Origin of the sequence: Gordonia sp. PvP123 (assembly GCF_040547295.1) — a bacterium.
Taxonomy (GTDB): Bacteria; Actinomycetota; Actinomycetes; order Mycobacteriales; family Mycobacteriaceae; genus Gordonia; species Gordonia terrae.
Genome location: NZ_JBEPPN010000004.1, coordinates 68920 through 90865, shown reverse-complemented (window position 1 = coordinate 90865; position 21946 = coordinate 68920). Strand labels below are relative to the sequence as shown.

The following is a 21946-nucleotide window of genomic DNA, read 5'->3' as shown; positions in this document are numbered from 1 at the left end:
GGGTGACGAGGGCGATCAGGGAACGGATTCCACAGACATGCGACAACCCGTATGACGTTGAGTCCGGATACCGAACACAACGTCATACGGATCGCGGAGGTGAGCCTTACGTCGCGGTGCGGTAGACCCGACCGTCGCGAACCCACGTGGGCGGGGTGGTGGCGGAAGCCAAGAGCCGCTTGACCGTCTTGAAAGTGGCGGTCTCGGGGAGCTCGTCGACGAGTCGCACCCGGTGCGGCCACTGCTTGGGACCGAGATCGTCCTGAGCGGAGAGGAACTCGCCGAACTCGTCGGCCGTGAGCCCGTCGGCGACGAGGACCGCCTCGATCTCGTCACCGATCTCCACCGGTACGCCATGCACCGCGACCTGACGAATCGACGGATGACGCAGCAGGATTCGTTCGATCGGGCCGGTGCCGATGTTCTCCCCGTCGACCCGCAGCCAGTCGCCGAGTCGTCCGGCGAAGTGCAGGAAACCGGCGTCGTCGACCCAGGCGAGGTCGCCGGTGTGGTAGATCCCGCCACGCATGCGGTCGGCGGTGGCGTCGGGATCATTGTGATAACCGGCGAAAAGGCCGGGGCCCGAGAGGTTCACGATCTCACCGACCGTGCCGACAGGTACGGGCTCGCCGGTGTCGACATCGACGACCGCGGTCGGCTCACGCAACGGTCCCAGGGCGTCGTCGGGCGTGTCGGGGGTCCGGGTGATGGCCACCCCGCCCTCGGTGGAGCCGAAACCGTCGACGACGCGGCACCCGAAGCGCTCGGCGAACCGGCACCGGTCGCGGGCCGACGCCTCGTTGCCGTACATCACCCGTAACGAACTCTTGGCGTCGCCGGGGTGCGGCTCGGTGGCGAGGATGTAGTTCATCGGTTTGCCGACATAGTTGGCATAGGTCACGCCGTATCGATGGACATCCTCGACGAACCCGCGCGCGGAGAAGCTGCGTCGCAACGCGATCGACGCCCCGCCGGCCACCGCGACGCACCACCCGGCGATCATCGCGTTGGAGTGGAACATCGGCATCGACAGGTAGGCGACGTCGCGCGGACCGATGTCGAACCGGTCGGCCAGCATCGGGCCGCTGGTGGCGAAGGTGCGATGCGTACACCGCACCGCCTTCGGATCCCCGGTCGTCCCCGAGGTGAAGATCAGCATCATGAGGTCGTCCGGCGTCGGATCGGCGAGTGGCGCCGGCTCGCTCGTGGCCACCGCGTCCGCCCACTCGGGCGAGTCGACATCGATGACGCGGGTTCCACCGAGGTCGAGGCCGTCGAGCAGATGCCGGGTGTCGACGCCGCACAACACGACCTGACACTCGGCGCGGGCGATGTCGGCGGCGAGGGCGTCACCGCGGCGGGTGGTGTTCAGGCCGACCAGCACGAATCCGTGACGTGCCGCCGCTGCGAACAGTGCGCTGAACTCCGGTGTGTTGGCGAGCAGGATGCCCACGTGGCGCGGGCGGTCCTCCGACAACCGGCTCCGCACCACCCCGGCCCGCAGTGCGGCGTCGACGAGATGATCTGCCCACGAACGGAACCCGCCCTCGAACCAGATCCCGCGATCGTCGACCCCGGTCAGCGGCGCGACGAGATCGGCGACCGTCGAGGCGCGCGTCGGTTCGATCGGCCGGCTCACGCCGGTGTGGCGGCCAGCTCGGCTCCGATGACCCTCACCGACGCGGTGGCCGAGCCGAACGCGAACTCGTTGTGCTTGGCGCGCAGGAAGTAACGATGCACGGGGTGGCTGGTGTCGAGGCCGACACCACCGTGAACGTGCACGGCCGTGTGTGCCACGCGGTGACCGGCCTCCGCCGCCCAGAACTTGGCCGTCGCGATCGCATTCTGCAGCTCCGGGGTGGGTCCGCTCGAATGGTCGAGCAGCCAGGCCGCCTGCGTCGTCGTCAGCGCCAACCCCTGCGCGTCGATGTATCCGTCGGCGAGACGCTGCGCGACCGCCTGGAACGATCCGATGGCGCGGCCGAACTGCTCACGCTCGCGGGCGTATTCGGCGGTGAGCTCGAGTCCGCGCTCGACGATGCCGGTCTGGTCGGCACAACACGCCAGTGTCGCGCGGGCGACCAGCGTCGCGGCGGTGTCCCCTCCGCCGGCGAGAACGGCGTCGCCGTCGACCGGTGTGCCGTCGAATTCGACCTGCGCCGAGGGGATCAATCCGGTGGACGGGGTGGGGGTGACGACGACGCCCGGGGCGTCGGCCGCGACGACCACCGCGACGACACCGTCGGGTCCGGATGCGGTGACCACGAACATGTCCGCGGCCTCGGCATAGGGAACGTCGACCTTGACCCCGGTCAGCGTCCCCTCCGTCGAGAACGTCGTCGTGGGGGAGCCGAGGTCGGTCGCCAGGTCTTCCTCGACGGCAACGGTGAGCACCGAATCGCCGGTGGCGCCGGCAGCGAGGACCCGGCCACGGAGCTGCGCCGAACCGTGCGCGGCGATCACCGGCAGCGCAGCGATCGCATGGGGTCCGAACGGTACGCGGGCCAGCACCCGGCCGAGCTCGGTGGCCACGAGCGCGTTCTCGACGACACCGAGGTCGCCACCGGCATCTCCGACGGCTTCGGCGGTCAGCTCGAGGCCCAGGAGCCCGGCGCCGCCGAGTTCACGCCACAGGTTCGCGTCGAGCGCGGCCCGCGAGGACTCCAGGTCGGCGACGCGCTCGGGAGTGCTGATCGACGTCGCGATGTCGCGGGCCAGTCCACGGACGTCGGCGCCGGATTCGGGAAGCGAGAAATCCATCGGTGCGTCTCCATCTTCGGGGTGCGGTTGTGGTTTCGATACGCCGCGTGCTCGCTGCGCTCGCTCGGGGCTACTCAACCAGCGGGTGGGGCGGGGTGCTTGCTTGGCTCGGTCGGGGTTACCTGCGGCTGGGGCGGGGCAGGTTACCTGCGCTGGTGCGGGAGGCCGAGCGCGAGCATCGCGATGATGTCCCGCTGGACCTCGTTGGTGCCGCCGCCGAAGGTGAGGATCAGCGACGTGCGCTGGTAGCGCTCGAGCCGGCCGTTGAGATGTGCCCCCGTACTGCCGGTGCGCAGGGTCGCGGCGGGACCGACGACCTCCATCAGCAATCGATAGGCTTCGGTGGCGAATTCGGTGCCGTAGACCTTGGTCGCCGACGCATCGGCCGGACTCGGCGACCCGCCGGAGCTGGCGACCGAGGCGATCTTCCAGTTGATCAGCTTCAGGAACTCGACCTTGGCATGGACGCGGGCGAGGTTCTGCTGAACCCACGGCGCGTCGATCACCCGGTGGCCGTCACCGGTCTTGGTCTGCTGTGCCCACGCGACCGTCTCGCGCAGTGCGGTCTGGATCGGCGCCGCGCTGCACAGCGCCACCCGCTCGTGGTTGAGCTGATTGGTCACCAGCGGCCACCCACCGCCCTCCTCGCCGACGATCGACGACGTCGGCACCCGGACGTCCTGGTAGTAGGTCGCGCTGGTGTCGACTCCCGACATGGTGTGCACCGGTGTGTAACTGAAGCCCTCGGCGGTGGTGGGCACGATGAGCATCGAGATGCCCTTGTGCTTCTTCCCGCCGGTTTCCAGCGTCGACGGGTCGGTACGGCAGGCGAGCCAGATGTAGTCCGCATACGCGACCAGGCTGGTCCACATCTTCTGGCCGTTGATGACGTAGTCGTCACCGTCGCGGACCGCGGTGGTCCGCAGGGCCGCGAGATCGGTGCCGGCGCCCGGCTCGGAGTACCCGATCGAGAAGTGCAGCTTGCCCGCCGCGATCCGCGGCAGAAAGTACGCCTTCTGCTCGTCGGAGCCGTAGTTCATGATCGTCGGCGCCACCGAGTTGATGGTGAGGAACGGAACGGGTGCGCCCGCGATCGCGGCCTCGTCGGTGAAGATCAGCTGATCCATCATCGACCGGTTCTGGCCGCCGAACTCGGTGGGCCAGCCCAACGCGAGCCAGCCGTCGGCGCCCATCTGGGCGACGACGTCGCGGTAGGCGTCGCCCTCGCCGAGCTCGCCGTCGCCGCCGGACAGGGCGGCACGACGGTCCTCGGTCATGAGGCCGGAGAAGTAGTCGCGGAGTTCTCTGCGGAGCTCGGCTTGTTGGTCGGTATAGGCGATGCGCATCGACACTCCAAGGGGTGGATCGGCTAGCGTCCGGTCCCGGCTTATGGTCAAGTTGACAGGCGAAGTGCTCGTGCACTTCTGAAACACGTTCTAACCTGTTCTCACAGCCCAGTCAACAGGTGACCCATCGATGAGGAGACGGTTCCGATGCGTATCAAGGCAGATTTCGACCTCTGCGAGTCCAACGCCATCTGTGTCGGGATGGCGCCGGACTTCTTCGACCTGGATGACAACGACTACCTGGTGATTCTTCAAGAGGACATCCCGGCGGACCGCGTCGAGGAACTTCGTCAGGTCGCCGCCAACTGCCCGAAGTCGGCGCTGTCGGTGGTCGAGGACTGACCCCGGCGAAAATGCGGTTCGGTTCCATCCGTTCGTGAATCATGCTAGAACAGGTTCTAGTTTTAGCTCAGGAGGATGTCGGGTGGGTTACTCGTTGGACGGTCGCGTCGCGGTCGTCACCGGTGCAGGTGCAGGTCTCGGTCGCGCGGAGGCCATCGGATTGGCTGCCGAGGGGGCAACGGTCGTCGTGAACGACCTCCCCGCGGCGCTCGAACAGAGCGACGTGATCGACACGATCACGACCGCAGGCGGCCGAGCTGTCGCGGTGGCCGGCGACATCGGCGACTCGGCCACCGCCACCGCCATCATGACGACGGCGACCGACCAACTCGGCTCGCTCGACATCGTCCTGAACAACGCGGGCGTGGTGCGCGACAAGATGCTGTTCAACATGACCGACGACGAGTGGGACCTGGTGATCCGCGTGCATCTGCGCGGTCACTTCCTGCTCACCCGCAACGCCGCGTCGCACTGGCGCGCCGCATCGAAGGCGGCGGGCGGTCCGGTCTACGGCCGGATCATCAACACCGCGTCGGAGGCCGGTCTGCTCGGTCCCGAGGGGCAGGCCAACTACGGGGCGGCGAAGGCGGGTATCACCGCGCTGACGCTGTCGGCATCTCGAGCCCTCAAGCGATACGGCGTGCGTGCCAATGCGATCTGCCCGCGGGCGCGGACGGCGATGACCGCCGCGGTGTTCGGCGACGCGCCCACCGACGGGGTGGATCCCCTCGACCCCGAACACGTCGTGCGGCTGGTGTCCTATCTCGCCGGTCCCGACTCCGACGCGGTCACCGGTCAGGTGTTCGTCGTCTACGGTCCCAAGGTCACGCTGATGGCTGCGCCGACGGTCGACGAGGTCTTCGTGGCCGAGGGCGACGCGTGGGCGGCGGAGGACCTCGCGAAGACCCTGACGGGCCACTTCGCCGACCGCGATCCGGGACGCACATTCTCGGCAAGTGCTCTGGTCAACTGACCAAATCGGCTCGATTGTGCGTGATAGGTTTCGCGATGGTGCGAGGGTGAAGGGGGGCTGGCGGTGCTGAGCAAACTGGCCACACCCTTGAGCGGGATCGGGGATTTCGTTGCGCTCGGGGTCGAGTCGACGCGCGAGTTGTTCCACCGTCCGTTCCAGTGGCGGGAGACCGTCGAACAGTCCTGGGCGATCGCCCGCGTGTCGATGGTGCCGACGCTCCTGGTCGCCATCCCGTTCACGGTTCTCGTCAGCTTCACGCTGAACATCCTGTTGCGCGAGATCGGCGCACAGGACCTGTCGGGTGCGGGTGCCGCGCTGGGCACGGTCACCCAGATCGGCCCGATCGTCACCGTGCTGATCGTCGCCGGGGCGGGCGCCACCGCGATCTGCGCGGATCTCGGCGCCCGGACCATCCGCGAAGAGATCGACGCCATGAAGGTGCTCGGCATCAACCCGATCCACCGTCTGGTGGTGCCGCGCATCGTGGCCTCCACCGGCGTGGCGCTGCTCCTCAACAGTCTCGTGTGCACCATCGGCATCGGCGGCGGGTTCATCTTCTCCGTCTACCTCCAGGACGTGAATCCCGGTGCATTCGTGGCCAACCTGACACTGCTCACCGGGTTCGGCGAGCTGATGATCTCCATGGTCAAGGCGGCTCTGTTCGGTCTGTTCGCCGGCATGGTCGGCTGTTACCAGGGCCTCAACGTCAAGGGTGGCGCGAAGGGCGTCGGCGATGCCGTGAACGAGACCGTCGTGTATTCGTTCATGGCGCTGTTCGTCGTCAACGTCGTCGTCACCGCCGTCGGTCTCAAGGCAACGGCGGGCTGAGCGATGGTACTTCCGTTCACCACCCGGTTCCGCACCGCGCGCGTCGCGGTCAAGCGGGCCGGCGAGGACTGGGATCAGATCGGCGATCAGGCGCTGTTCTATTGGGACAGCGTCGTGTCGATCCCGCGTGCGATCAAGCACTACAAGAAGGAGACCCTGCGGCTCATCGCCGAGATCTCCATGGGCACGGGCGCGCTGGCCATGATCGGCGGCACCGTCGTGGTCGTCGGATTCCTGACACTGTTCACCGGCGGGACGATCGCGGTCCAGGGGTACAGTTCGCTGGCCAACATCGGCGTCGAGGCGCTCACCGGCTTCTTCTCGGCGTTCATCAACGTGCGCATCGCCGTCCCGGTGATCTCCGGTATCGCGCTCGCCGCGACCATCGGTGCCGGCGCGACCGCGCAGCTCGGTGCCATGCGCGTCTCGGAGGAGATCGACGCGCTGGAGACGATGGCGATCTCGTCCATCCCGTACCTGGTGTCCACGCGGATCATCGCCGGTCTGATCGCGATCATCCCGCTCTACGCGTTGGCGTCGTTGGCATCGTTCCTCGCGAGCCGGTCGGCGACGGTCTTCCTGTACGGACAGTCGCCCGGCGTCTACGACCACTATTTCGACACGTTCCTCATCCCGTCGGACATCCTGTGGTCGTTCGTGCAGGCGATCTGCATGGCGGTCGCCGTCATGCTGATCCACACCTATTACGGCTACAACGCCTCGGGTGGGCCGGTCGGCGTGGGCGTCGCCGTCGGGAACGCGGTCCGCGCATCGCTCGTTGTTGTGGTCGTGATCACACTCCTGACCTCCCTCGCCATCTACGGCGCCGATGGCAAGTTCAACCTGGCGGGCTGAGTCATGAGCAAGAGACAAGAGCGTTCACGGGCCACCCGCCGAACGGCGGCGGTCGTCATGGTCGCGGTGCTGCTGGCGCTGATCATCGGGGCCAGCGCGTCGTTCCTCGGTGCTTTCAAGGGCACCCAGCAGGTCACCCTCGTGGCTCCCCGGGCCGGCCTGGTGATGAACCCCGACGCCAAGGTCAAGCTGCGCGGGGTCGAGGTGGGGCGCGTCGCGGAGATCACCGAGCGCGGGGGCGATGCGATCCTCACCCTCGACATCGCCGACGGTGACATGGCGAAGATCCCCGCCAACGTGGCCGCCGACATCAAGTCGAACACCATCTTCGGCGCCAAGGCCGTCAACTTCGTGGTGCCCGGCGAGCCGGAGGGCACGCTGACCGCGGGTGCCGAGATCCCCGCCGACCGCGTCGTCGTCGAACTGAACACCGTGTACCAGCAGCTCGTCTCGGTGCTCGCACAGCTGCAGCCGGAGAAACTCAACGCGACCCTCGGTGCGATCAACACGGCGCTGCAGGGTCAGGGCGAGGAGATCGGCGATGCCCTCGAGCAACTGACCACGCTGCTGGGCAAGACCAATCCGCATCTGCCCGCCCTGAACCGACTCTTCCGGGAGGGCGCGACCGTCACCAACGTCTACGCGGATTCGATGCCCGATCTCCTGCGCACCGTCGACAACTTCACCGTTGTCGGGAACACGTTGGTGGACAACACTTCCAACCTCGACGCACTGCTCATCAACGCCACCGGGATGGCCAACACCATCGATGGGGTCATCGCCCCCTCGAAGAAGACGCTCATCGGAGCGCTGTCGGATCTCGATCCCATCGCGGCGCTCCTGGGATACAACGCCCCGGGGATCAAGTGCTTCCTCACCGCGGGCGCGATCGCCTCCGAGGTCGCGGCGCCGTTCCTCGGTGAACGCAACGGCATGCTGATGCTCGACGCGAGCATCCTCCCCGGCAAGGATCCGTATCAATATCCGTACGACCTGCCGCGGGTCGGGGTCGAGGGACCGCCGACGTGCCAGGGCGGACTCAGTGATCCCGCAACCAAGGTGCCGGCACCGTTCTACGTCGGCGACAACGCACCACAGCCCTACCAGCCCAGGACCAAGCCGAAGGCGAACTCGCAGAAGCTGTTCCAGATCCTGTTCGGAGAACCGCCCCGTGGATAACCGCGCTCGCGCGTTCCGCGCGACCCTGATCAAACTGGGTGCCTTCACCGTGGTGATGGTCCTGGTCTTCGTCGCGCTGGTCGTCGTCTTCAGCCGCTATCGGTCCGGCGCGTCGAACGAGTACAGTGCCGTCTTCACCAGTGCATCGGCGATGAAATCGGGCAGCAAGGTCAAGATCGCCGGAGTCGAGGTCGGGTCGGTCGGTGATGTCGAGCTGAACCGCGACAACGATGCCGTCATCACCTTCAGCGTCGACCAGCAGTATCCGCTGCCGGAGTCGGCACGCGCGTTGATCCGATACGAGAACCTCACCGGCGACCGGTATCTCGAGTTGCAGCAGGGGACCGGCAACACGTCGACCTTCCTTGCCGACGGCGCGCAGATCCCGATCGGCCAGACCGAGCCCGCACTCGATCTCGACAAGCTCGTCGGTGGTTTCAAACCACTGTTCCGGACCCTGGACGCCGACGAGGCCAACGCGCTGACCAGTTCGCTGATCGCGGTCTTCCAGGGGCAGGGCGGCGCGTTGAACACGTTGCTGGGCAACACCGCGTCGTTCACCGACTCGCTGGCCGACCGCGACCAGTTGATCGGCGACGTGATCGACAACCTCAACACCACCCTCGCCACCCTCGACGGCGACCGGGAGGGCCTCGACACCAGCGTCGACCTCCTGCAGCAACTCGTCACCGGGCTCGCCGAACAGAAGAGCACCGTCGGCAACGCATTGACGCAGACCTCGCGCGTCACCAACGGTCTCGCCGACCTGTTGGGCACCACCCGGCCGACCCTGCAGTCGATGGTGACCAACACCGGACGGGTCTCGGAGGAGTTGCTGGCCGCGGAACCGTTTGTCCGGAACCTGATCTCGCGACTTCCCGAGGACTACAAGACGCTGTCGAACCTCGGCTCCTACGGCGCCTGGCTGCAGATCTACTTCTGCCGCATCCGGCTGATGCTGCCGGCGCCCGGCGGTCAGACCATCCTGTACACGTCGAACAACGTGATGGGGAACTCGACGACGGCAGGCGGAAGGTGTGACGGCTCATGAGTCTTCCGTTCGGCGGCATGTTCTCGAGCCGTAGATCCGAATCCGACGAGGCCGACGTCGCCCGCGAGCAGAAACGCGGACAGCGGAGTCGCGCACAGGTCGGCGTCATCGGCATCGTCGTGATCGGCCTGGTGGTCATCACCGCGATGCAGATGGACAAGCTGCCCTATATCTCGCCGATCAGCACCTACACCGCCTACTTCGACGACGCCGGCGGACTCACCAAGGGCGACATCGTCTCCGTCTCCGGGGTCCAGGTGGGCACGGTCGAGTCGATCGAACTGGCCGGTACCGACGCCGGGACCAAGGTCAAGGTCGGGTTCCGCATGGACGACACCGTCGAGATGGGGTCGGACTCCCAGGCCGCGATCCGGACCGAGACCGTGCTGGGCCGACGCAATCTCACGGTCATCCCGCACGGGGGCGACCGGATCAAGCCCGGTGGCTCGATCCCGGTCGGCAACACGATCTCGCCGTATTCGCTGCAGGACGCACTCGAAGGAGCGACCGACACCGTCGCCGACACCGACACCGACCAGCTCAACGAGGCGCTCAACACGCTGACGATCACGTTCTCCGAGACACCGGATCAGGTCCAGGGGGCGGTCAACGGTGTTGCGCGGCTGTCGAAAGCGGTCGCCGACCGCGACAAGGAACTGCGGGCGCTGCTCGCCAAGGCCAACCAGGTGAGCAAGATCGTCGGCGACCGCAACGAACAGATCAACCGGTTGCTCATCGACGCCAATGCGCTCGTCGGGGAGATCGAGATGCGGCGCTACGCGCTCAACCAGCTGATCAAGGGAATCGGTGACGTCACCGCTCAGCTGCGGGGCTTCATCGCCGAGAACAACGCGCAGCTGACGCCCGTGCTGCAGAAGTTCGACCGCGTCGCGACGATCCTCACCGACAACGAGAAAGAGCTGAAGGAGACGATCGACCGTCTCGGACCGTTCGCCAACACCCTCGGCGAAGCAGTGGCGTCGGGCCCGAACTTCGATTCCCTCGTCGGCGTGAACACCTTCGGCGACTACACCGCGGTGTTTCTCAACGCCCTGCGCGGTCGGTACCCGCAGCTGTGGCAGTCGCTGATGTACACGGGCAACCCGCTGCTTCCGCAGGGCTGGAGCCTGGGACCTCCAGCGGGGAGCGATACGCCGCGCGGACCACTGCCCAGCCCGACCTATCCCACGCCCGCGCCGACCACGAGGGGGAGGTGACATGACCGTCGGAAGTATGTCCATCGGACGCAAGGTGCTCTTCGGGGTACTCGCCGTGATTCTCGCGGTCGCCCTGGTCCTCGTGGGCTGGAAGGTGTTCACCAAATCCACGACGAACACCTTCACCGCCTATTTCGCCGGCGTCGCCAGCCTCTACAAGGGGGATCCGGTCCGGGTGCTCGGTGTGAACGTCGGCAGTGTCTCGGCGATCACCCCCCGCGAGAACGACGTGAAAGTCGAACTGCGCGTGGACTCCAGCGTCGACATCCCGCAGGACGCGAAGGCCGTCATCGTGGCGAAGAGTCTGGTCTCGGGCCGGTTCGTGCAGCTGACCCCGGTCTATTCGGGCGGGCCGCAGATGTCCGACGGCGCCGACATCCCGATGGACCGCACCGCGGTGCCGATGGAGTGGGACGACATCAAGGCCCAGCTCACCCGACTCACCGAGGCCATCGGCCCGCAAGGGGCCGATCCGGGCTCGGCGGCCAAGGCGGTCAACGTCTTCGACGAGAACCTCGAGGGCAACGGCGAGGCGATCAACGCGTCGATCCGGGAGGTGTCCGACGTGATCGGCACCCTTGCAGCCGGCAGTGGCGACCTGTTCGCCACCATCCAGAGCCTGCAGAAACTCACCGACGCCCTGTCGGGGAGCCACGAGCAACTCGTGCAGTTCAACGGCCGGATCGCCTCGGTCAGTTCCGTTCTCGCGGACAACACGACCGAGCTCGACGAGGCGCTCAAAGGCCTCGACGCGGCGATGACCGATGTGCAGACCTTCATCGACACCAACCAGACGGCGCTGTCGTCATCGGTTGAGCGTCTGGCCGCCAGTACGAAGATCGTGGCGGACAAGGACGAACAGGTGCGTGGCGTACTGCATTCGGCGCCCAACCAGCTCGCGAACTTCTACAACATCTACAACCCGCTTTCGGGATCCCTGTCGGGTGTCTTCGGTTTGGGGATGGGAACAAATCTCATCACTCTGTTGTGCGGAACCATGGAATCGACCAAACGACCCGGCACCACGATGGCCGACGTCGACAAGTGCGTGGAGATCCTCGCGCCCGTCCTGTCGTCGATCTCGATGAACTACCCGCCGTTCCTGACGAATCCGGTGCAGGGTCGCAACGCGACACCGAGTCAGCTCCAGTACCAGGACGCAAGCGTTCGAGCGCGAGCCAATGCCGGTGTGACCCGGGTGGACAACGAGACCCGACGCGACAACCGAGGCAGTCCGCTCGAGGATCTGCTGGTCCCGTTCGGAGGTGACCGATGAGGCCGGCACGCCTGCGCGGCGGGTTGGTCGCCGGTGCGGCCTCCCTCGCGCTGATCCTGGCCGGATGTTCCTTCGACGGCCCCAACTCGCTGCCCGTACCGGGCGCCGAGGGCACCGGTGGTGGTTCCTACGAGATCACCGCCCTGATCCCGTCGGCTGCCGGACTGGTCAACAATGCGCCGGTCCTCATCGACGATGCAACGGTCGGGAGCATCGGCGACATCGAGGTCGAGGACTGGAATGCGCTGGTCACCATCCGCCTCAACGACGGCGTGATCGTCCCGCGCGGGTCGCACGTCATGGTGGGGTTGACCAGTGCGCTGGGTTCGACGCACCTGGAGATCGTGCAGCCGGCCGAGCCCGAAGGCGGCCGCCTCGAAGCGGGCGACCAGATCCCCCTCACCAAATGCCCGGAGCAATCCAACATCGTGACCGACCCGTCGGTGCCCGCGGTGCCCGACATCAATGCGGCACAACAGGTGTCGGCGTGTACCTACCCCAGCACCGAGCAGGTGCTCAGCTCGCTGTCGGTGGTGCTCAACGGCGGCGGTCTGTCCCAGATCGGCGACATCGTGCACGAGATGAGCGAGGTCTTCGGCGGACGTGAGGACCAGATCAAGAAGCTGATCCCGCGACTGAACACACTCGTCGCCGATCTGGATGCGCAGAAGAGCAACATCATCCGGGCCACCGAGGGACTAGACCGGTTGTCGCGCACCATGAACGAGCAGTCCGGCACCATCGAGCGCGCGCTCGACGACAGCCCGCAGATCCTGCAGCTTCTCGTCGACCAGCGTCAGCAGTTCCTGGACACGCTCGGCTCGGTCGCCACTCTGTCGAAGACAGCCAACGACATCCTCGACGCCAACTCCGAGGACATCGTGACGATCGTGGAGGGGATCGAACCGGCCCTCGATCAGCTCCAGGCGGCAGGTCCCGCGATGACGCAATCGCTCAACATCCTGCTGACCTTCCCGTTCTACGAACCGACGATCCGACGAATCGTCAAGGGTGACTACGTGAACTCGGACCTCACGCTCGATCTGACGCTGGAGCGCCTGGACAAGTCGATGTTCGCCAGCCTCGGCGTCACCGGGCCCGAGGGCGTCTTCGGACGTCCCGCCGGCGCCGCCGCGCGCGGGCTGAATCCGTTCATCGCGCCACTCCAACCGGGCGGCGAACGGATGCCCGACTCCGCCGAACCGATTCCGGCGAACATGATTCCGCAGATGCCCGCGGTCACGCCGGTCCCGGCTGCGGGAGGTGGCCGCTGATGAAGATCACGCGATTCGTCCGGATGCAGCTGATGATCTTCGCGATCGTGACCGTGGTCGCGATGGTGGTGATGGCGCTGTTCTACATCCGCATCCCGTCGATGTTCGGGGTCGGCAGCTACCAGGTGCAGCTGCTGCTGCCCACCAGCGGTGGCCTGTATCAGAATGCGAACGTCAGTTACCGCGGCGTGTACGTCGGCAAGGTCGACTCGGTGCAGCTGACCGACTCCGGCGTCGAAGCGGTGCTGACGATCGAGAACAGCGCGGAGATCCCGGCATCGTCGACGGCGTCGGTGCGCAGCGTCTCGGCGATCGGCGAGCAGTTCGTGGAGTTCACACCGGACCCCGAGGCAGGGGAGTCCGGAGGATTCCTGCAGGACGGGGCCACGGTCTCGACCGACCAGGTGCCGGTGGAGATCTCGTCGATGCTCGACCAGGCCGACCGGTTGCTCGCCGAGATCGGTGACACGCGTCTGCGCTCGCTGATGGACGAGGCCTTCGTCGCGTTCAACGGCACCGGCGAGGCGCTTCAGCGACTGCTCGACTCGATGGTCCTGTTCGTCGACGAGGCGAACAAGAACACCGACACGACGATCCAGTTGGTCGAGCAGGGCGCCCCGCTGCTGGCCACCCAATCACGCACGGCCGACGCCATCCGCTCCTGGACCCGGGACGTCACCGCGTTCACCGATCAGCTCCGCGCGAACCGGCCCGAGATCGGCGACATCCTGCGCAAGGGGCCGGCGACCGCGTCGAAGAGCCAGGAACTCTTCGAATCCCTCGGCGCGTCGTACCCGCTGTTGGTCTCGAATCTGGGCACCATCGCCAAGACCCAGGTGGTGTATCTACCGAACTGGAAGCAGGTCCTCGTTCTCTATCCGCGACTGGTCAATTCGTTGATCACGGCACTGAACACCGGCACCAACCGGTTCGGTCCCAACGTGAACTTCTCGCTCGGTTTCCAGGACCGGCCGCCGTGCAACATCGGGTTCCTCCCCAAGGAGGACTGGCGGTGGCCCTCGGAGCAGACCGCTCGCGAACTGCCGCCGGGCATGCTGTGCCGGGTGCCGCAGAACTCCAACATCGCCGTCCGCGGCGCGCGCAACTACCCGTGCGCGGAGTTCCCGGGACGCCGTGCGCCCACTCCGGCGGAATGCGCGACGGGGTATGTGCCGAAGCCGGGTTCGGTCGACCCCTTCCAGAGCGGGCTGCCGTTCGGGTTGAAATGGCAACCGGCGTCCTCCGGTACCGTGACACCGGGCACACCGAAGGACTTCGACGCCGAGCCCGCGGTGTACGCGACGACATACGACCCGGACTCGGGCAACTTCATCGGACCCGACGGAAAGACCTACAACGCCGGGGCCGGCAGCGATGAGCAGGGACAGAGCAGTACATGGCAGACGATGATCAGCGGGACGGTCGCCCCGTGACGCCGGACGGTCCCGGCACGACCTCCCCGGATCGCACGGGCACGGATCGCGCGGGCACGGGTGATCGCCGAAATGCGAAGCGGCCGGTGCGTTCGGCGCCGATCCGGCGCGGGCGTCCGGCAGGGAAGAAGCCGTCGAAGCCGGCCGCGGCGACCCCCGCCGGCGATGTTCCCGCGCCGACGGACGGGCGCACCGACGAGTCGGCGGCCGGAACCGACGAGGTCAGGTCGGACACGACGTCGTCGGTGTCGCTCACCAAGCCGGACGGCGAGTCCGGCGCTGAGGCGGGCGCCGGCGCGGTGCCCGCCATCGCGCCCGACCCGTCCGAGGTCGAGAAGACGGTCGGTTACCGTGAGCGTCGACGCGCCCGGACGGCAGCCGCCTCGTCGGCCGCGCAGGCGCCGAAAGCCAAGCGCCGCATCAGGTACCGCGGAACCGGTCAACGCTCGCCACGGACGATCGTAGGTGTCGTGGTGGCACTCGTGGTCATCGTCGTGTGCGCCATCGCGTCCGTGGTGTTCGCGCTCGGTATCGCCCGCCAGGACCGCACCGACGACCTGCGAGCCGAGTACTCGGCCTTCGCGTCACAGGTCCTCGTGAACCTCACCAGCATGAACCCCGACACCGTCGACCAGACCCTCACCTCGGTGCAGGAGGACACGAGCGGCAAGGTCAAGCAGGAGGTGGAGAACAACATCCAGCAGGTCGCTGCCCTGGTCCGCGACGGCAAGCTGGAGACCCGGTCGCTGATCCTCAGTTCTGCGGTCACCAAGGCCGAACCCGACGAGGGCTCGGTCATCATGGTGTTCGGCTGGCACCAGCGATCTCTCGACGGCGAGGTGCCGTCGCAGGAGAAGGTGTTCCGGTGGCGTGTGGACATGACGCGCATCAACGGGGACCTGAAGATGACCGACTTCGAGTGGGTGGCGTGATGGCGTCCGGGTCCGCACCGACCTCGCGTTCGCGATTCGCGATGGGCAAAGGGCGTCTGGGTCTGATCGCACTCGGGGTGGTGCTGGTCGCCGCGGTCGTGGTCACGGCGTTCCTCGGGTTCCGCTTCACCCAGGGTCGCGCCGTCGAGGACGCGCGGGCGTCGTCGCTGGCGGCGGCTCGCGACTATGCGACGACGATGTTCGGGTACAACGCCGAGAACGTCACCGAGCACATCGATCAATCGATGAGCGTGCTCACCGGTCCGGCGAAGCCGGAGTACACGAAGCTGATCACCGACAACAATCTCGCCGCCGAGGTACGCAAGCAGTCGGTCGTGTCCGAGGTGACGATCCAGGACGCGGGCGTGGTGACCAACACCGCGGACACCTCGCAGGTCCTGATCTTCATGAACCAGTCGGTGACCCGAGGCAACAAGGAACTCGTGAGCATCAACCCGTCGCGGCTGACCTTCGACATGAAACGCGACGGCGACCGCTGGATGATCAACTCCATCGAGGTCATCACCGACGACACCTTCCGCTCGAAGATCGAGGTCGTGGAGTCGCTGCCGCCCGACGCGAAGCCGGTGCCCGGCCCGAGTTCGGCGTCGCCCGCGGCGACGCCGACGCCGGCGCCCGGCCCGGCCGGAGCGCCGGTGCCCACCCCCTGACCGGGTTAATCCGTTGCGGCCCGCCGGAATCGGGCGTACGTTCGCGGGTACACAAGGAAGGAGGTGGTCTGATAGTGATTTCTCATCGGACATGTGAGGTGACCATCCGTTAGCAGTTGACCGTGTGGCATTCGTGTCGCACCGAGGCGGGACTCCACCCGTCGGTCGGCGCAAGCGAATACCAGGTGGTCACCCGGCCCCCGCATCCCGACCCGGTCCGGTCGGCGCAGGCCCATCGAGGGCGATGCGGGGGCCGTTCCATGTCCGGGGTGCACGGAGTGGATACCCATACAGGGTAGAAGTAGTCCTGGCGCTGGTACCCCTGGGGGGTATAGTCTCGGGTCATGAACACGCATCATGACCATCCACGTGCAGCGGCGTCGCCCACCGCGGACCACGCACATCGCGCTCAGCCCGCACACGGGCACGGCGGCCACGATGAGCACGCCGACCATGGCGGTCACGGGGACCACGTCGAGCAGTTCCGGCGACTGTTCTGGATCATGCTCGTCCTGGCGGTCCCGACCGTCGGCTTCAACGACATGTTCGCCGACATCCTGGGCTACGGGCTGCCCGACGCCGACTGGGTGCGATGGGTGTCGCCGCTCTTCGGCACCGTGCTCTACCTGTGGGGCGGACGTCCGTTCCTCGCCGGCGCAGCCGGCGAGATCCGTTCTCGTCGTCCGGGGATGATGCTCCTGATCGCCCTGGCGATCACCGTCGCCTTCGTCGCCTCCTGGGGCTCGACGCTGCATCTGTTCGGCCACGAGCTGAACTTCTGGTGGGAGCTGGCGCTGCTCGTGGTGATCATGCTGCTGGGTCACTGGATCGAGATGCGTTCACTGGCCCGGACGACATCGGCCCTCGACTCACTCGCCGCGCTCCTCCCGGACGAGGCCGAGAAGGTCGACGGGGGCGAGATCATCACGGTGGCGCCCGCTGTCCTGGTCGTCGGCGACGTGGTCATCGTCCGGCCCGGGGCATCCGTGCCCGCCGACGGCGCCATCATCGACGGCTCCGCGAACATGGACGAGTCGATGGTCACCGGGGAGTCCGCCCCCGTCCGGCGGGAGATCGGCGACGTCGTGGTCGCCGGTACCGTCGCGACCGACTCCGGATTGCGGGTCCGCGTGACCGCGACCGGCGACGACACCGCCCTGGCCGGTATCGGGCGTCTGGTTGCCGACGCGCAGGCCTCCTCATCGCGCGCTCAGCGGCTCGCCGACACCGCGGCCGGGTGGTTGTTCTGGTTCGCTCTCGGCGCCGCGGTGGTGACCGCGATCGTCTGGACCGCGGTCGGGTCGCCCGACGACGCCGTCGTCCGCGCGATCACGGTGCTGGTCATCGCGTGTCCTCATGCGCTGGGTCTGGCGATCCCCCTCGTCGTCTCCATCGCCACCGAGCGGGCCGCCCGCGGTGGGGTCCTGATCACGGACCGGCTCGCGCTCGAGTCGATGCGCAATGTCGACGCCGTGCTCTTCGACAAGACCGGCACCCTGACCAAGGGGGAGCCGACCGTCCTCGAGGTCGAGCCGGCCCCGGGACAGGATCGGCGTCGGGTGCTGACCCTCGCGGCCGCCGCGGAGGCGGCCAGTGAACACCCGCTGGCCTCGGCGATCATGCGCGCGGCACGGGCCGAGGGAATCGAACTCCCGGCCGCACAGGGCTTCTCCTCGTCACCTGCGGTGGGTGTGTCCGCGTCCGTCGACGGGCACGCGGTGCGAGTGGGCGGGCCCAACCTGCTCGACGAACAGGGCCTCGACGAACTCCCCGTCGCGTCGTCGTGGCGTGAGCAGGGGGCGATCATCCTGCATGTGCTCGTCGACGAGCGTGTCGCAGGGGCGATCCGGCTCGCCGACGAGGTCCGTCCGGAGTCGCGTGCGGCCGTGGACGAACTCCATGCCCTCGGTGTGCAGGTCGTGATGATCACCGGCGACGCGCAGGCCGTGGCCGACGACGTCGCCGGCCGGCTCGACATCGATCGCGTCTACGCCGGGGTCCGGCCCGAGGACAAGGCGGCCACTGTCGCCGAACTCCAGCGCGAGGGACATCGCGTGGCGATGGTCGGCGACGGGGTCAACGACGCGCCCGCCCTCGCGCAGGCCGACGTCGGCATCGCCATCGGCGCCGGGACCGACGTGGCTATCGGTTCGGCCGGGGTCATCCTCGCCTCGTCCGATCCGCGATCGGTCCTGTCGGTCATCGAGCTGTCGCGCGCGAGCTACCGGAAGATGGCGCAGAACCTCTGGTGGGCAGCGGGTTACAACCTCGTCTCGGTACCGCTGGCCGCCGGCATCCTGGCGCCGATCGGTGTCGTCCTGCCGATGAGTGTCGGCGCCATCCTGATGTCCGCGTCGACGGTGGTGGTGGCGCTGAACGCGCAGCTGCTGCGTCGACTCGATCTGCGACCCGGCTCCGTGGGAGCGCGCTCCGGGCGCAGGTAGACAGGACGTGGTTGCCGGTGACCAGCGTGGTGATTCGCGTAGCGCAGTACTCGCGAGACCGGGGCGTGGAAGCGCTGGAATGGGAACACAGCGAGTCCACGGCGCCCGTCGGGGTGCCGAGAGGAGAAGGTGCGATGGTGGCCACGAGTATCGCCACGGTGGTCGGGGAGGCGAACCCCGGTCGCCATCAACCCGGGGTGGGCGAACAGTACTGGGGTCCGGGCGATCCGGACTTCGGAACGGCGGTGGCACCCCGCTTCGAGTTCGCCGATCCGCACGCCGCCGGGTTGTTCCACGCCAAGGGCAGGTCCGGCGACTTCGGTGAGCGCGTCACCATCGGCAACCGTGGCGAGCGCGATGCGGCCGTCGTGGTCCTGCTCGCGGACGGTCGCACATATCTCGACATCCTGATCCCCGGTTCGGAAGCCCCTCTGCCGGAGGGGGATTCGCTCACCTACGTCCAGGCGCCGCGCACCGCCGACGGCCGGCCGGTCCTGTACGGCGCGGTGTGGGTGCGAGACGGACGGGTGATGCCGGTGACGCTGCCGATCCCCACCCGGCACGAGTTCCTCGACCACCTGTACCTCACTCCGTGGAGTCCGGAGTGGAACGGCGGTGTCTCGGGCCGACAGATTCTCGACGCCGCGGCGGCGGGCATCTCGTATCAGTACCGGACGGGCGGTTCGACGTTCCTCGTGCGCAATTCCGGCCGCGACTGGATCGGTGTGGTGCATCGATCCGGTGCCGACCTCACCTTCGTCGAGTGTCCGCCGGGAGGCCGCGTCGGTTTCGACCTGTCCCCGCATTCCGCGCGCGCCGAGGTGTTCTCGGTGGTCGGACGCCGCATCGGCGGCACGGCGGGGCACGGACCGTACATGTCGCGGTCGGGAACGGTGCATCCCGGGTGGGCGGGGCGCCCGGGTGAGGCAACCGCGTACGGGTCCGTCGTCGTCATGCTCGGATCGCCCGTCTACAGCGCACTGCCGAAACGGAATCTCTACATGGCGTTCTCGGATCGGCGACCCTTCGAGGCTCGCTTCGCTCGCACCTCAGGGAGCAGGGGGCCGCGCCGCCGAACTGGGGCGAGTGTGCGGGGCGCAGGGAGCGTCGATGAGGGGGATCAGCCGACGTGGCGGCGGAGCTTGGCGGACAGCCGCGGCGTGAGATCGCCGTCGGCGTCGACGCGCTCCTCGACATAGGCGAGGTCGCCGTCGGCGACGAGGCCGTACAGACGTTTGGCACCGCCGGTGCGCCGGCCCGACTCGGCCTTGATGACGACGTCGGTGGCGAGTTCCCAGGTGGTCTGGTTCAGCGGGGTGCCGTAGAAGAGTTCGACGGAACCCTCGGCGTGGGCGAGCAGCAGTTCGATGGTGTCGTCCTCACCGATCCGCCAGAATCCGGATTCGCGGAGGTCGGGCCGTTGGTAGGCGGCGTCCTCGTCGATCAACCACGAGCGGGACTCCCAGGCGAGGAAGTTCTGACCGTCGTGCGAGACCACGACCTGCTGCGCGAAGTGATAGTCGGTGTCGGTCTCGGGATCGTGCCCCTCGCCGTCGCCACGCCACACACCGACGAGCGGCAAGAGTGCGAGCAGGCCCGGATGCAGATCGGCCCCGAGACGGAGATTGGCGGTGTCGGCGGGAAGCGGCAGATCGTCCCACGTGGGGACGTTGCGTTCACGGCTGCCGGACTCCACGGCCCGGGCCTCGGCCTGATTGATCGCCTCGTCACCGGACCGGCGGGATTCGGAGACGGCATCTGTCGACCCGTCGCCGGACGGCTCCGGGGCGGGTGGGCCGTCGGCCGTGGTGCCGCCGGGTGGGGACGTCACGACTCGTCGGTCACCAGGCGGTACAGGGTGTAGACACCGAACCAGGTGATCAGCACGGCGGCCAGGATCAGCAGGATTTCGAAGAAGAGGACCACGAGGGAAATTCTAACCCCGGCCCGGCCCGGACGTTTCGCGGGGCCGGAACGAGACAGCCCGGTCACCGCGGATGCGGTGACCGGGCTGCCGGGACGAACTGGCCGTCACTGTGGAGACGATGTCTCCGGCGTCACTTCGAGACGGTGATGTCCTTCTCGTGGATGCCGGGGCCCTCGGGGCTGATCGTCACGTCGCCGTTGCCGACGGCGGACAGGGCGCGCAGCGTCCAGGTGCCGGGGGCGGCGAAGAAACGGAAGTCGCCGGTGGGCGAGGCCACGACCTCGGCGGTGAACTCACCGGTGGAGTCGAGCAGACGCACGAAGGCGCCGGCGACGGGCGAACCCGAGCCGTCGGTGACCTGTCCGGTCAGGACGACCTCCTTCTCGACGTCGACGCCCGCGGGCAGCTTCTGTCCCTGCTTGGGTGCAGCACACATATCTCTTACTTTCCTTCTCCGAGTTCGATCGGGACGCCGATCAGCGAGCCGTATTCGGTCCAGCTGCCGTCGTAGTTCTTGACGTTCTGGTGACCGAGCAGTTCCTTGAGGACGAACCAGGTGTGGCTCGAACGCTCGCCGATGCGGCAGTAGGCGATGGTGTCCTTCGAGCCGTCGAGGCCGGCCTCACCGTAGAGCTCGGCGAGTTCCTCGTCCGACTTGAAGGTGCCGTCCTCGTTGGCAGCCTTGCTCCACGGCACGCTGATGGCGCCGGGGATGTGGCCGGGCCGCTGGCTCTGCTCCTGCGGCAGGTGAGCCGGCGCCAGGATCTTGCCCGAGAACTCGTCGGGGCTGCGCACGTCGACCAGGTTCTTGACGTTGATGGCGTCGACGACCTCGTCGCGGAACGCGCGGATGCTCAGGTCGGGCTCGCCGGCCTTGTAGGTCGTGGCCGGACGGCTGACGGAGTCGGACGACAGCGGACGGCCGTCGAGTTCCCACTTCTTGCGGCCACCGTCGAGGAGCTTGACGTCGTTGTGGCCGTACAGCTTGAAGTACCAGTATGCGTAGGCGGCGAACCAGTTGTTGTTGCCGCCGTAGAGGATCACGGTGTCGTCGTTGGCGATGCCGCGCTCGGACAGCAGGGCGCCGAACTGCTCGGCGTCGACGAAGTCGCGGCGGACAGGATCCTGCAGGTCGGTCTTCCAGTCGAGCTTGACGGCGCCGGCGATGTGCCCGCCGTCGTAGGCCGAGGTGTCCTCGTCGACCTCGACGAAGACGGTCTTGTCGGCATTGAGGTTCTGCTCAGCCCATTCGGTGCTGACCAGGACGTCGGAACGTGCCATGGCGGTGTCCTTTCCGGTGCATTTGTGATGGTCGTCGATCAGATGGTGGAGGTGGAGACAGTGAGACGCGAGAAGGATTCCCGCGTTCTCGGCGGAGGTGATGAGCGCGGGTGACGGCGCACGGAATCGAGGAATCGATACCTCGGTGGAGACGCCC

The 21946-nt window shown here is 67.3% G+C and carries 20 protein-coding genes; 14 read left to right on the top strand and 6 right to left on the bottom strand.

Annotated features, from left to right (window positions below; all coding sequences use genetic code 11):
- Positions 1 to 106 precede the first annotated feature (106 nt).
- The 3 genes from ABIC25_RS08255 to ABIC25_RS08245 form a co-directional block, all read right to left on the bottom strand.
- Positions 107 to 1639, bottom strand: coding sequence for a long-chain-fatty-acid--CoA ligase (locus tag ABIC25_RS08255; RefSeq protein ID WP_354560898.1), 1533 nt, complete (start codon positions 1637 to 1639; stop codon positions 107 to 109).
- Complete coding sequence (locus ABIC25_RS08250; RefSeq protein ID WP_239403504.1) at positions 1636 to 2760, bottom strand: acyl-CoA dehydrogenase family protein; 1125 nt, start codon at positions 2758 to 2760, stop codon at positions 1636 to 1638. Before ABIC25_RS08250 ends, ABIC25_RS08255 begins: the two co-directional genes overlap by 4 nt.
- A 143-nt stretch (positions 2761 to 2903) precedes the next feature.
- The gene (locus ABIC25_RS08245) at positions 2904 to 4106 is read right to left on the bottom strand and encodes an acyl-CoA dehydrogenase family protein (RefSeq protein WP_354560896.1); all 1203 of its coding nucleotides are present in this window, start codon (positions 4104 to 4106) and stop codon (positions 2904 to 2906) included.
- Between the two features lie 147 nt (positions 4107 to 4253).
- On the opposite strand from ABIC25_RS08245, the gene ABIC25_RS08240 reads away from it, so the two are divergent.
- From ABIC25_RS08240 to ABIC25_RS08175, 14 genes are all read left to right on the top strand, one after another.
- Positions 4254 to 4448, top strand: coding sequence for a ferredoxin (locus tag ABIC25_RS08240; RefSeq protein ID WP_004022043.1), 195 nt, complete (start codon positions 4254 to 4256; stop codon positions 4446 to 4448).
- 82 nt (positions 4449 to 4530) lie between these two features.
- Positions 4531 to 5421 carry a 3-oxoacyl-ACP reductase gene (locus ABIC25_RS08235; RefSeq protein WP_004022042.1) on the top strand — a complete coding sequence of 297 codons (891 nt, stop codon included), beginning with the start codon at positions 4531 to 4533 and terminating at the stop codon, positions 5419 to 5421.
- A 63-nt stretch (positions 5422 to 5484) separates the two neighbouring features.
- Positions 5485 to 6249 (top strand): MlaE family ABC transporter permease, encoded by a 765-nt coding sequence (locus tag ABIC25_RS08230; protein WP_004022041.1) that lies wholly within the window; start codon positions 5485 to 5487, stop codon positions 6247 to 6249.
- Positions 6250 to 6252: 3 nt separating this feature from the next.
- Positions 6253 to 7104: an MlaE family ABC transporter permease gene (locus ABIC25_RS08225; RefSeq protein WP_004022039.1), complete on the top strand. Its 852-nt coding sequence runs from the start codon at positions 6253 to 6255 to the stop codon at positions 7102 to 7104.
- A gap of 57 nt (positions 7105 to 7161) precedes the next feature.
- Entirely contained in the window at positions 7162 to 8283 is a 1122-nt protein-coding gene (locus tag ABIC25_RS08220; protein WP_058253574.1) for an MCE family protein, read from the top strand.
- On the top strand, positions 8276 to 9334 hold the full coding sequence (locus ABIC25_RS08215) for an MCE family protein (protein WP_058253549.1): 1059 nt from the start codon (positions 8276 to 8278) through the stop codon (positions 9332 to 9334). Before ABIC25_RS08220 ends, ABIC25_RS08215 begins: the two co-directional genes overlap by 8 nt.
- Positions 9331 to 10551: an MCE family protein gene (locus ABIC25_RS08210; RefSeq protein ID WP_058253548.1), complete on the top strand. Its 1221-nt coding sequence runs from the start codon at positions 9331 to 9333 to the stop codon at positions 10549 to 10551. Before ABIC25_RS08215 ends, ABIC25_RS08210 begins: the two co-directional genes overlap by 4 nt.
- A 1-nt stretch (position 10552) precedes the next feature.
- Positions 10553 to 11827 (top strand): MCE family protein, encoded by a 1275-nt coding sequence (locus tag ABIC25_RS08205; RefSeq protein WP_354560894.1) that lies wholly within the window; start codon positions 10553 to 10555, stop codon positions 11825 to 11827.
- On the top strand, positions 11824 to 13101 hold the full coding sequence (locus tag ABIC25_RS08200; protein WP_248643470.1) for an MCE family protein: 1278 nt from the start codon (positions 11824 to 11826) through the stop codon (positions 13099 to 13101). The genes ABIC25_RS08205 and ABIC25_RS08200 overlap by 4 nt, the downstream gene beginning before the upstream one ends.
- Positions 13101 to 14534, top strand: coding sequence for an MCE family protein (locus tag ABIC25_RS08195; protein ID WP_004022033.1), 1434 nt, complete (start codon positions 13101 to 13103; stop codon positions 14532 to 14534). The genes ABIC25_RS08200 and ABIC25_RS08195 overlap by 1 nt, the downstream gene beginning before the upstream one ends.
- A complete protein-coding gene (locus ABIC25_RS08190) occupies positions 14498 to 15466 on the top strand; it encodes an Rv1363c family protein (protein ID WP_435529062.1) in 969 nt (322 codons plus the stop codon). Before ABIC25_RS08195 ends, ABIC25_RS08190 begins: the two co-directional genes overlap by 37 nt.
- Positions 15466 to 16137: a hypothetical protein gene (locus tag ABIC25_RS08185; protein ID WP_354560893.1), complete on the top strand. Its 672-nt coding sequence runs from the start codon at positions 15466 to 15468 to the stop codon at positions 16135 to 16137. Before ABIC25_RS08190 ends, ABIC25_RS08185 begins: the two co-directional genes overlap by 1 nt.
- 344 nt (positions 16138 to 16481) lie before the next feature.
- Positions 16482 to 18581: a heavy metal translocating P-type ATPase gene (locus tag ABIC25_RS08180; protein WP_354560891.1), complete on the top strand. Its 2100-nt coding sequence runs from the start codon at positions 16482 to 16484 to the stop codon at positions 18579 to 18581.
- 17 nt (positions 18582 to 18598) lie between these two features.
- Complete coding sequence (locus tag ABIC25_RS08175; RefSeq protein ID WP_354560890.1) at positions 18599 to 19780, top strand: hypothetical protein; 1182 nt, start codon at positions 18599 to 18601, stop codon at positions 19778 to 19780.
- Here ABIC25_RS08175 and ABIC25_RS08170 read toward each other — a convergent pair.
- The 3 genes from ABIC25_RS08170 to ABIC25_RS08160 form a co-directional block, all read right to left on the bottom strand.
- Complete coding sequence (locus tag ABIC25_RS08170) at positions 19702 to 20412, bottom strand: heme-binding beta-barrel domain-containing protein (protein WP_354560888.1); 711 nt, start codon at positions 20410 to 20412, stop codon at positions 19702 to 19704. The genes ABIC25_RS08175 and ABIC25_RS08170 overlap by 79 nt on opposite strands.
- Before the next feature lie 226 nt (positions 20413 to 20638).
- Positions 20639 to 20944, bottom strand: coding sequence for a DUF1416 domain-containing protein (locus ABIC25_RS08165; protein WP_004022024.1), 306 nt, complete (start codon positions 20942 to 20944; stop codon positions 20639 to 20641).
- Positions 20945 to 20949: 5 nt separating this feature from the next.
- Positions 20950 to 21789, bottom strand: coding sequence for a sulfurtransferase (locus ABIC25_RS08160; RefSeq protein ID WP_004022023.1), 840 nt, complete (start codon positions 21787 to 21789; stop codon positions 20950 to 20952).
- Between the last annotated feature and the right edge of the window lie 157 nt (positions 21790 to 21946).

What these genes read in the sequence shown, in the direction of transcription:
- ABIC25_RS08250 (WP_239403504.1), bottom strand. Translation starts at nt 2,760, where the DNA reads ATGGATTTCTCGCTTCCCGAATCCGGCGCCGACGTCCGTGGACTGGCC.
- ABIC25_RS08195 (WP_004022033.1), top strand. Translation starts at nt 13,101, where the DNA reads ATGAAGATCACGCGATTCGTCCGGATGCAGCTGATGATCTTCGCGATC.
- ABIC25_RS08165 (WP_004022024.1), bottom strand. Translation starts at nt 20,944, where the DNA reads ATGTGTGCTGCACCCAAGCAGGGACAGAAGCTGCCCGCGGGCGTCGAC.
- ABIC25_RS08210 (WP_058253548.1), top strand. Translation starts at nt 9,331, where the DNA reads ATGAGTCTTCCGTTCGGCGGCATGTTCTCGAGCCGTAGATCCGAATCC.
- ABIC25_RS08205 (WP_354560894.1), top strand. Translation starts at nt 10,553, where the DNA reads ATGACCGTCGGAAGTATGTCCATCGGACGCAAGGTGCTCTTCGGGGTA.
- ABIC25_RS08245 (WP_354560896.1), bottom strand. Translation starts at nt 4,106, where the DNA reads ATGCGCATCGCCTATACCGACCAACAAGCCGAGCTCCGCAGAGAACTC.
- ABIC25_RS08190 (WP_435529062.1), top strand. Translation starts at nt 14,498, where the DNA reads ATGGCAGACGATGATCAGCGGGACGGTCGCCCCGTGACGCCGGACGGT.
- ABIC25_RS08180 (WP_354560891.1), top strand. Translation starts at nt 16,482, where the DNA reads ATGAACACGCATCATGACCATCCACGTGCAGCGGCGTCGCCCACCGCG.
- ABIC25_RS08220 (WP_058253574.1), top strand. Translation starts at nt 7,162, where the DNA reads ATGGTCGCGGTGCTGCTGGCGCTGATCATCGGGGCCAGCGCGTCGTTC.
- ABIC25_RS08225 (WP_004022039.1), top strand. Translation starts at nt 6,253, where the DNA reads ATGGTACTTCCGTTCACCACCCGGTTCCGCACCGCGCGCGTCGCGGTC.
- ABIC25_RS08240 (WP_004022043.1), top strand. Translation starts at nt 4,254, where the DNA reads ATGCGTATCAAGGCAGATTTCGACCTCTGCGAGTCCAACGCCATCTGT.
- ABIC25_RS08185 (WP_354560893.1), top strand. Translation starts at nt 15,466, where the DNA reads ATGGCGTCCGGGTCCGCACCGACCTCGCGTTCGCGATTCGCGATGGGC.
- ABIC25_RS08200 (WP_248643470.1), top strand. Translation starts at nt 11,824, where the DNA reads ATGAGGCCGGCACGCCTGCGCGGCGGGTTGGTCGCCGGTGCGGCCTCC.
- ABIC25_RS08160 (WP_004022023.1), bottom strand. Translation starts at nt 21,789, where the DNA reads ATGGCACGTTCCGACGTCCTGGTCAGCACCGAATGGGCTGAGCAGAAC.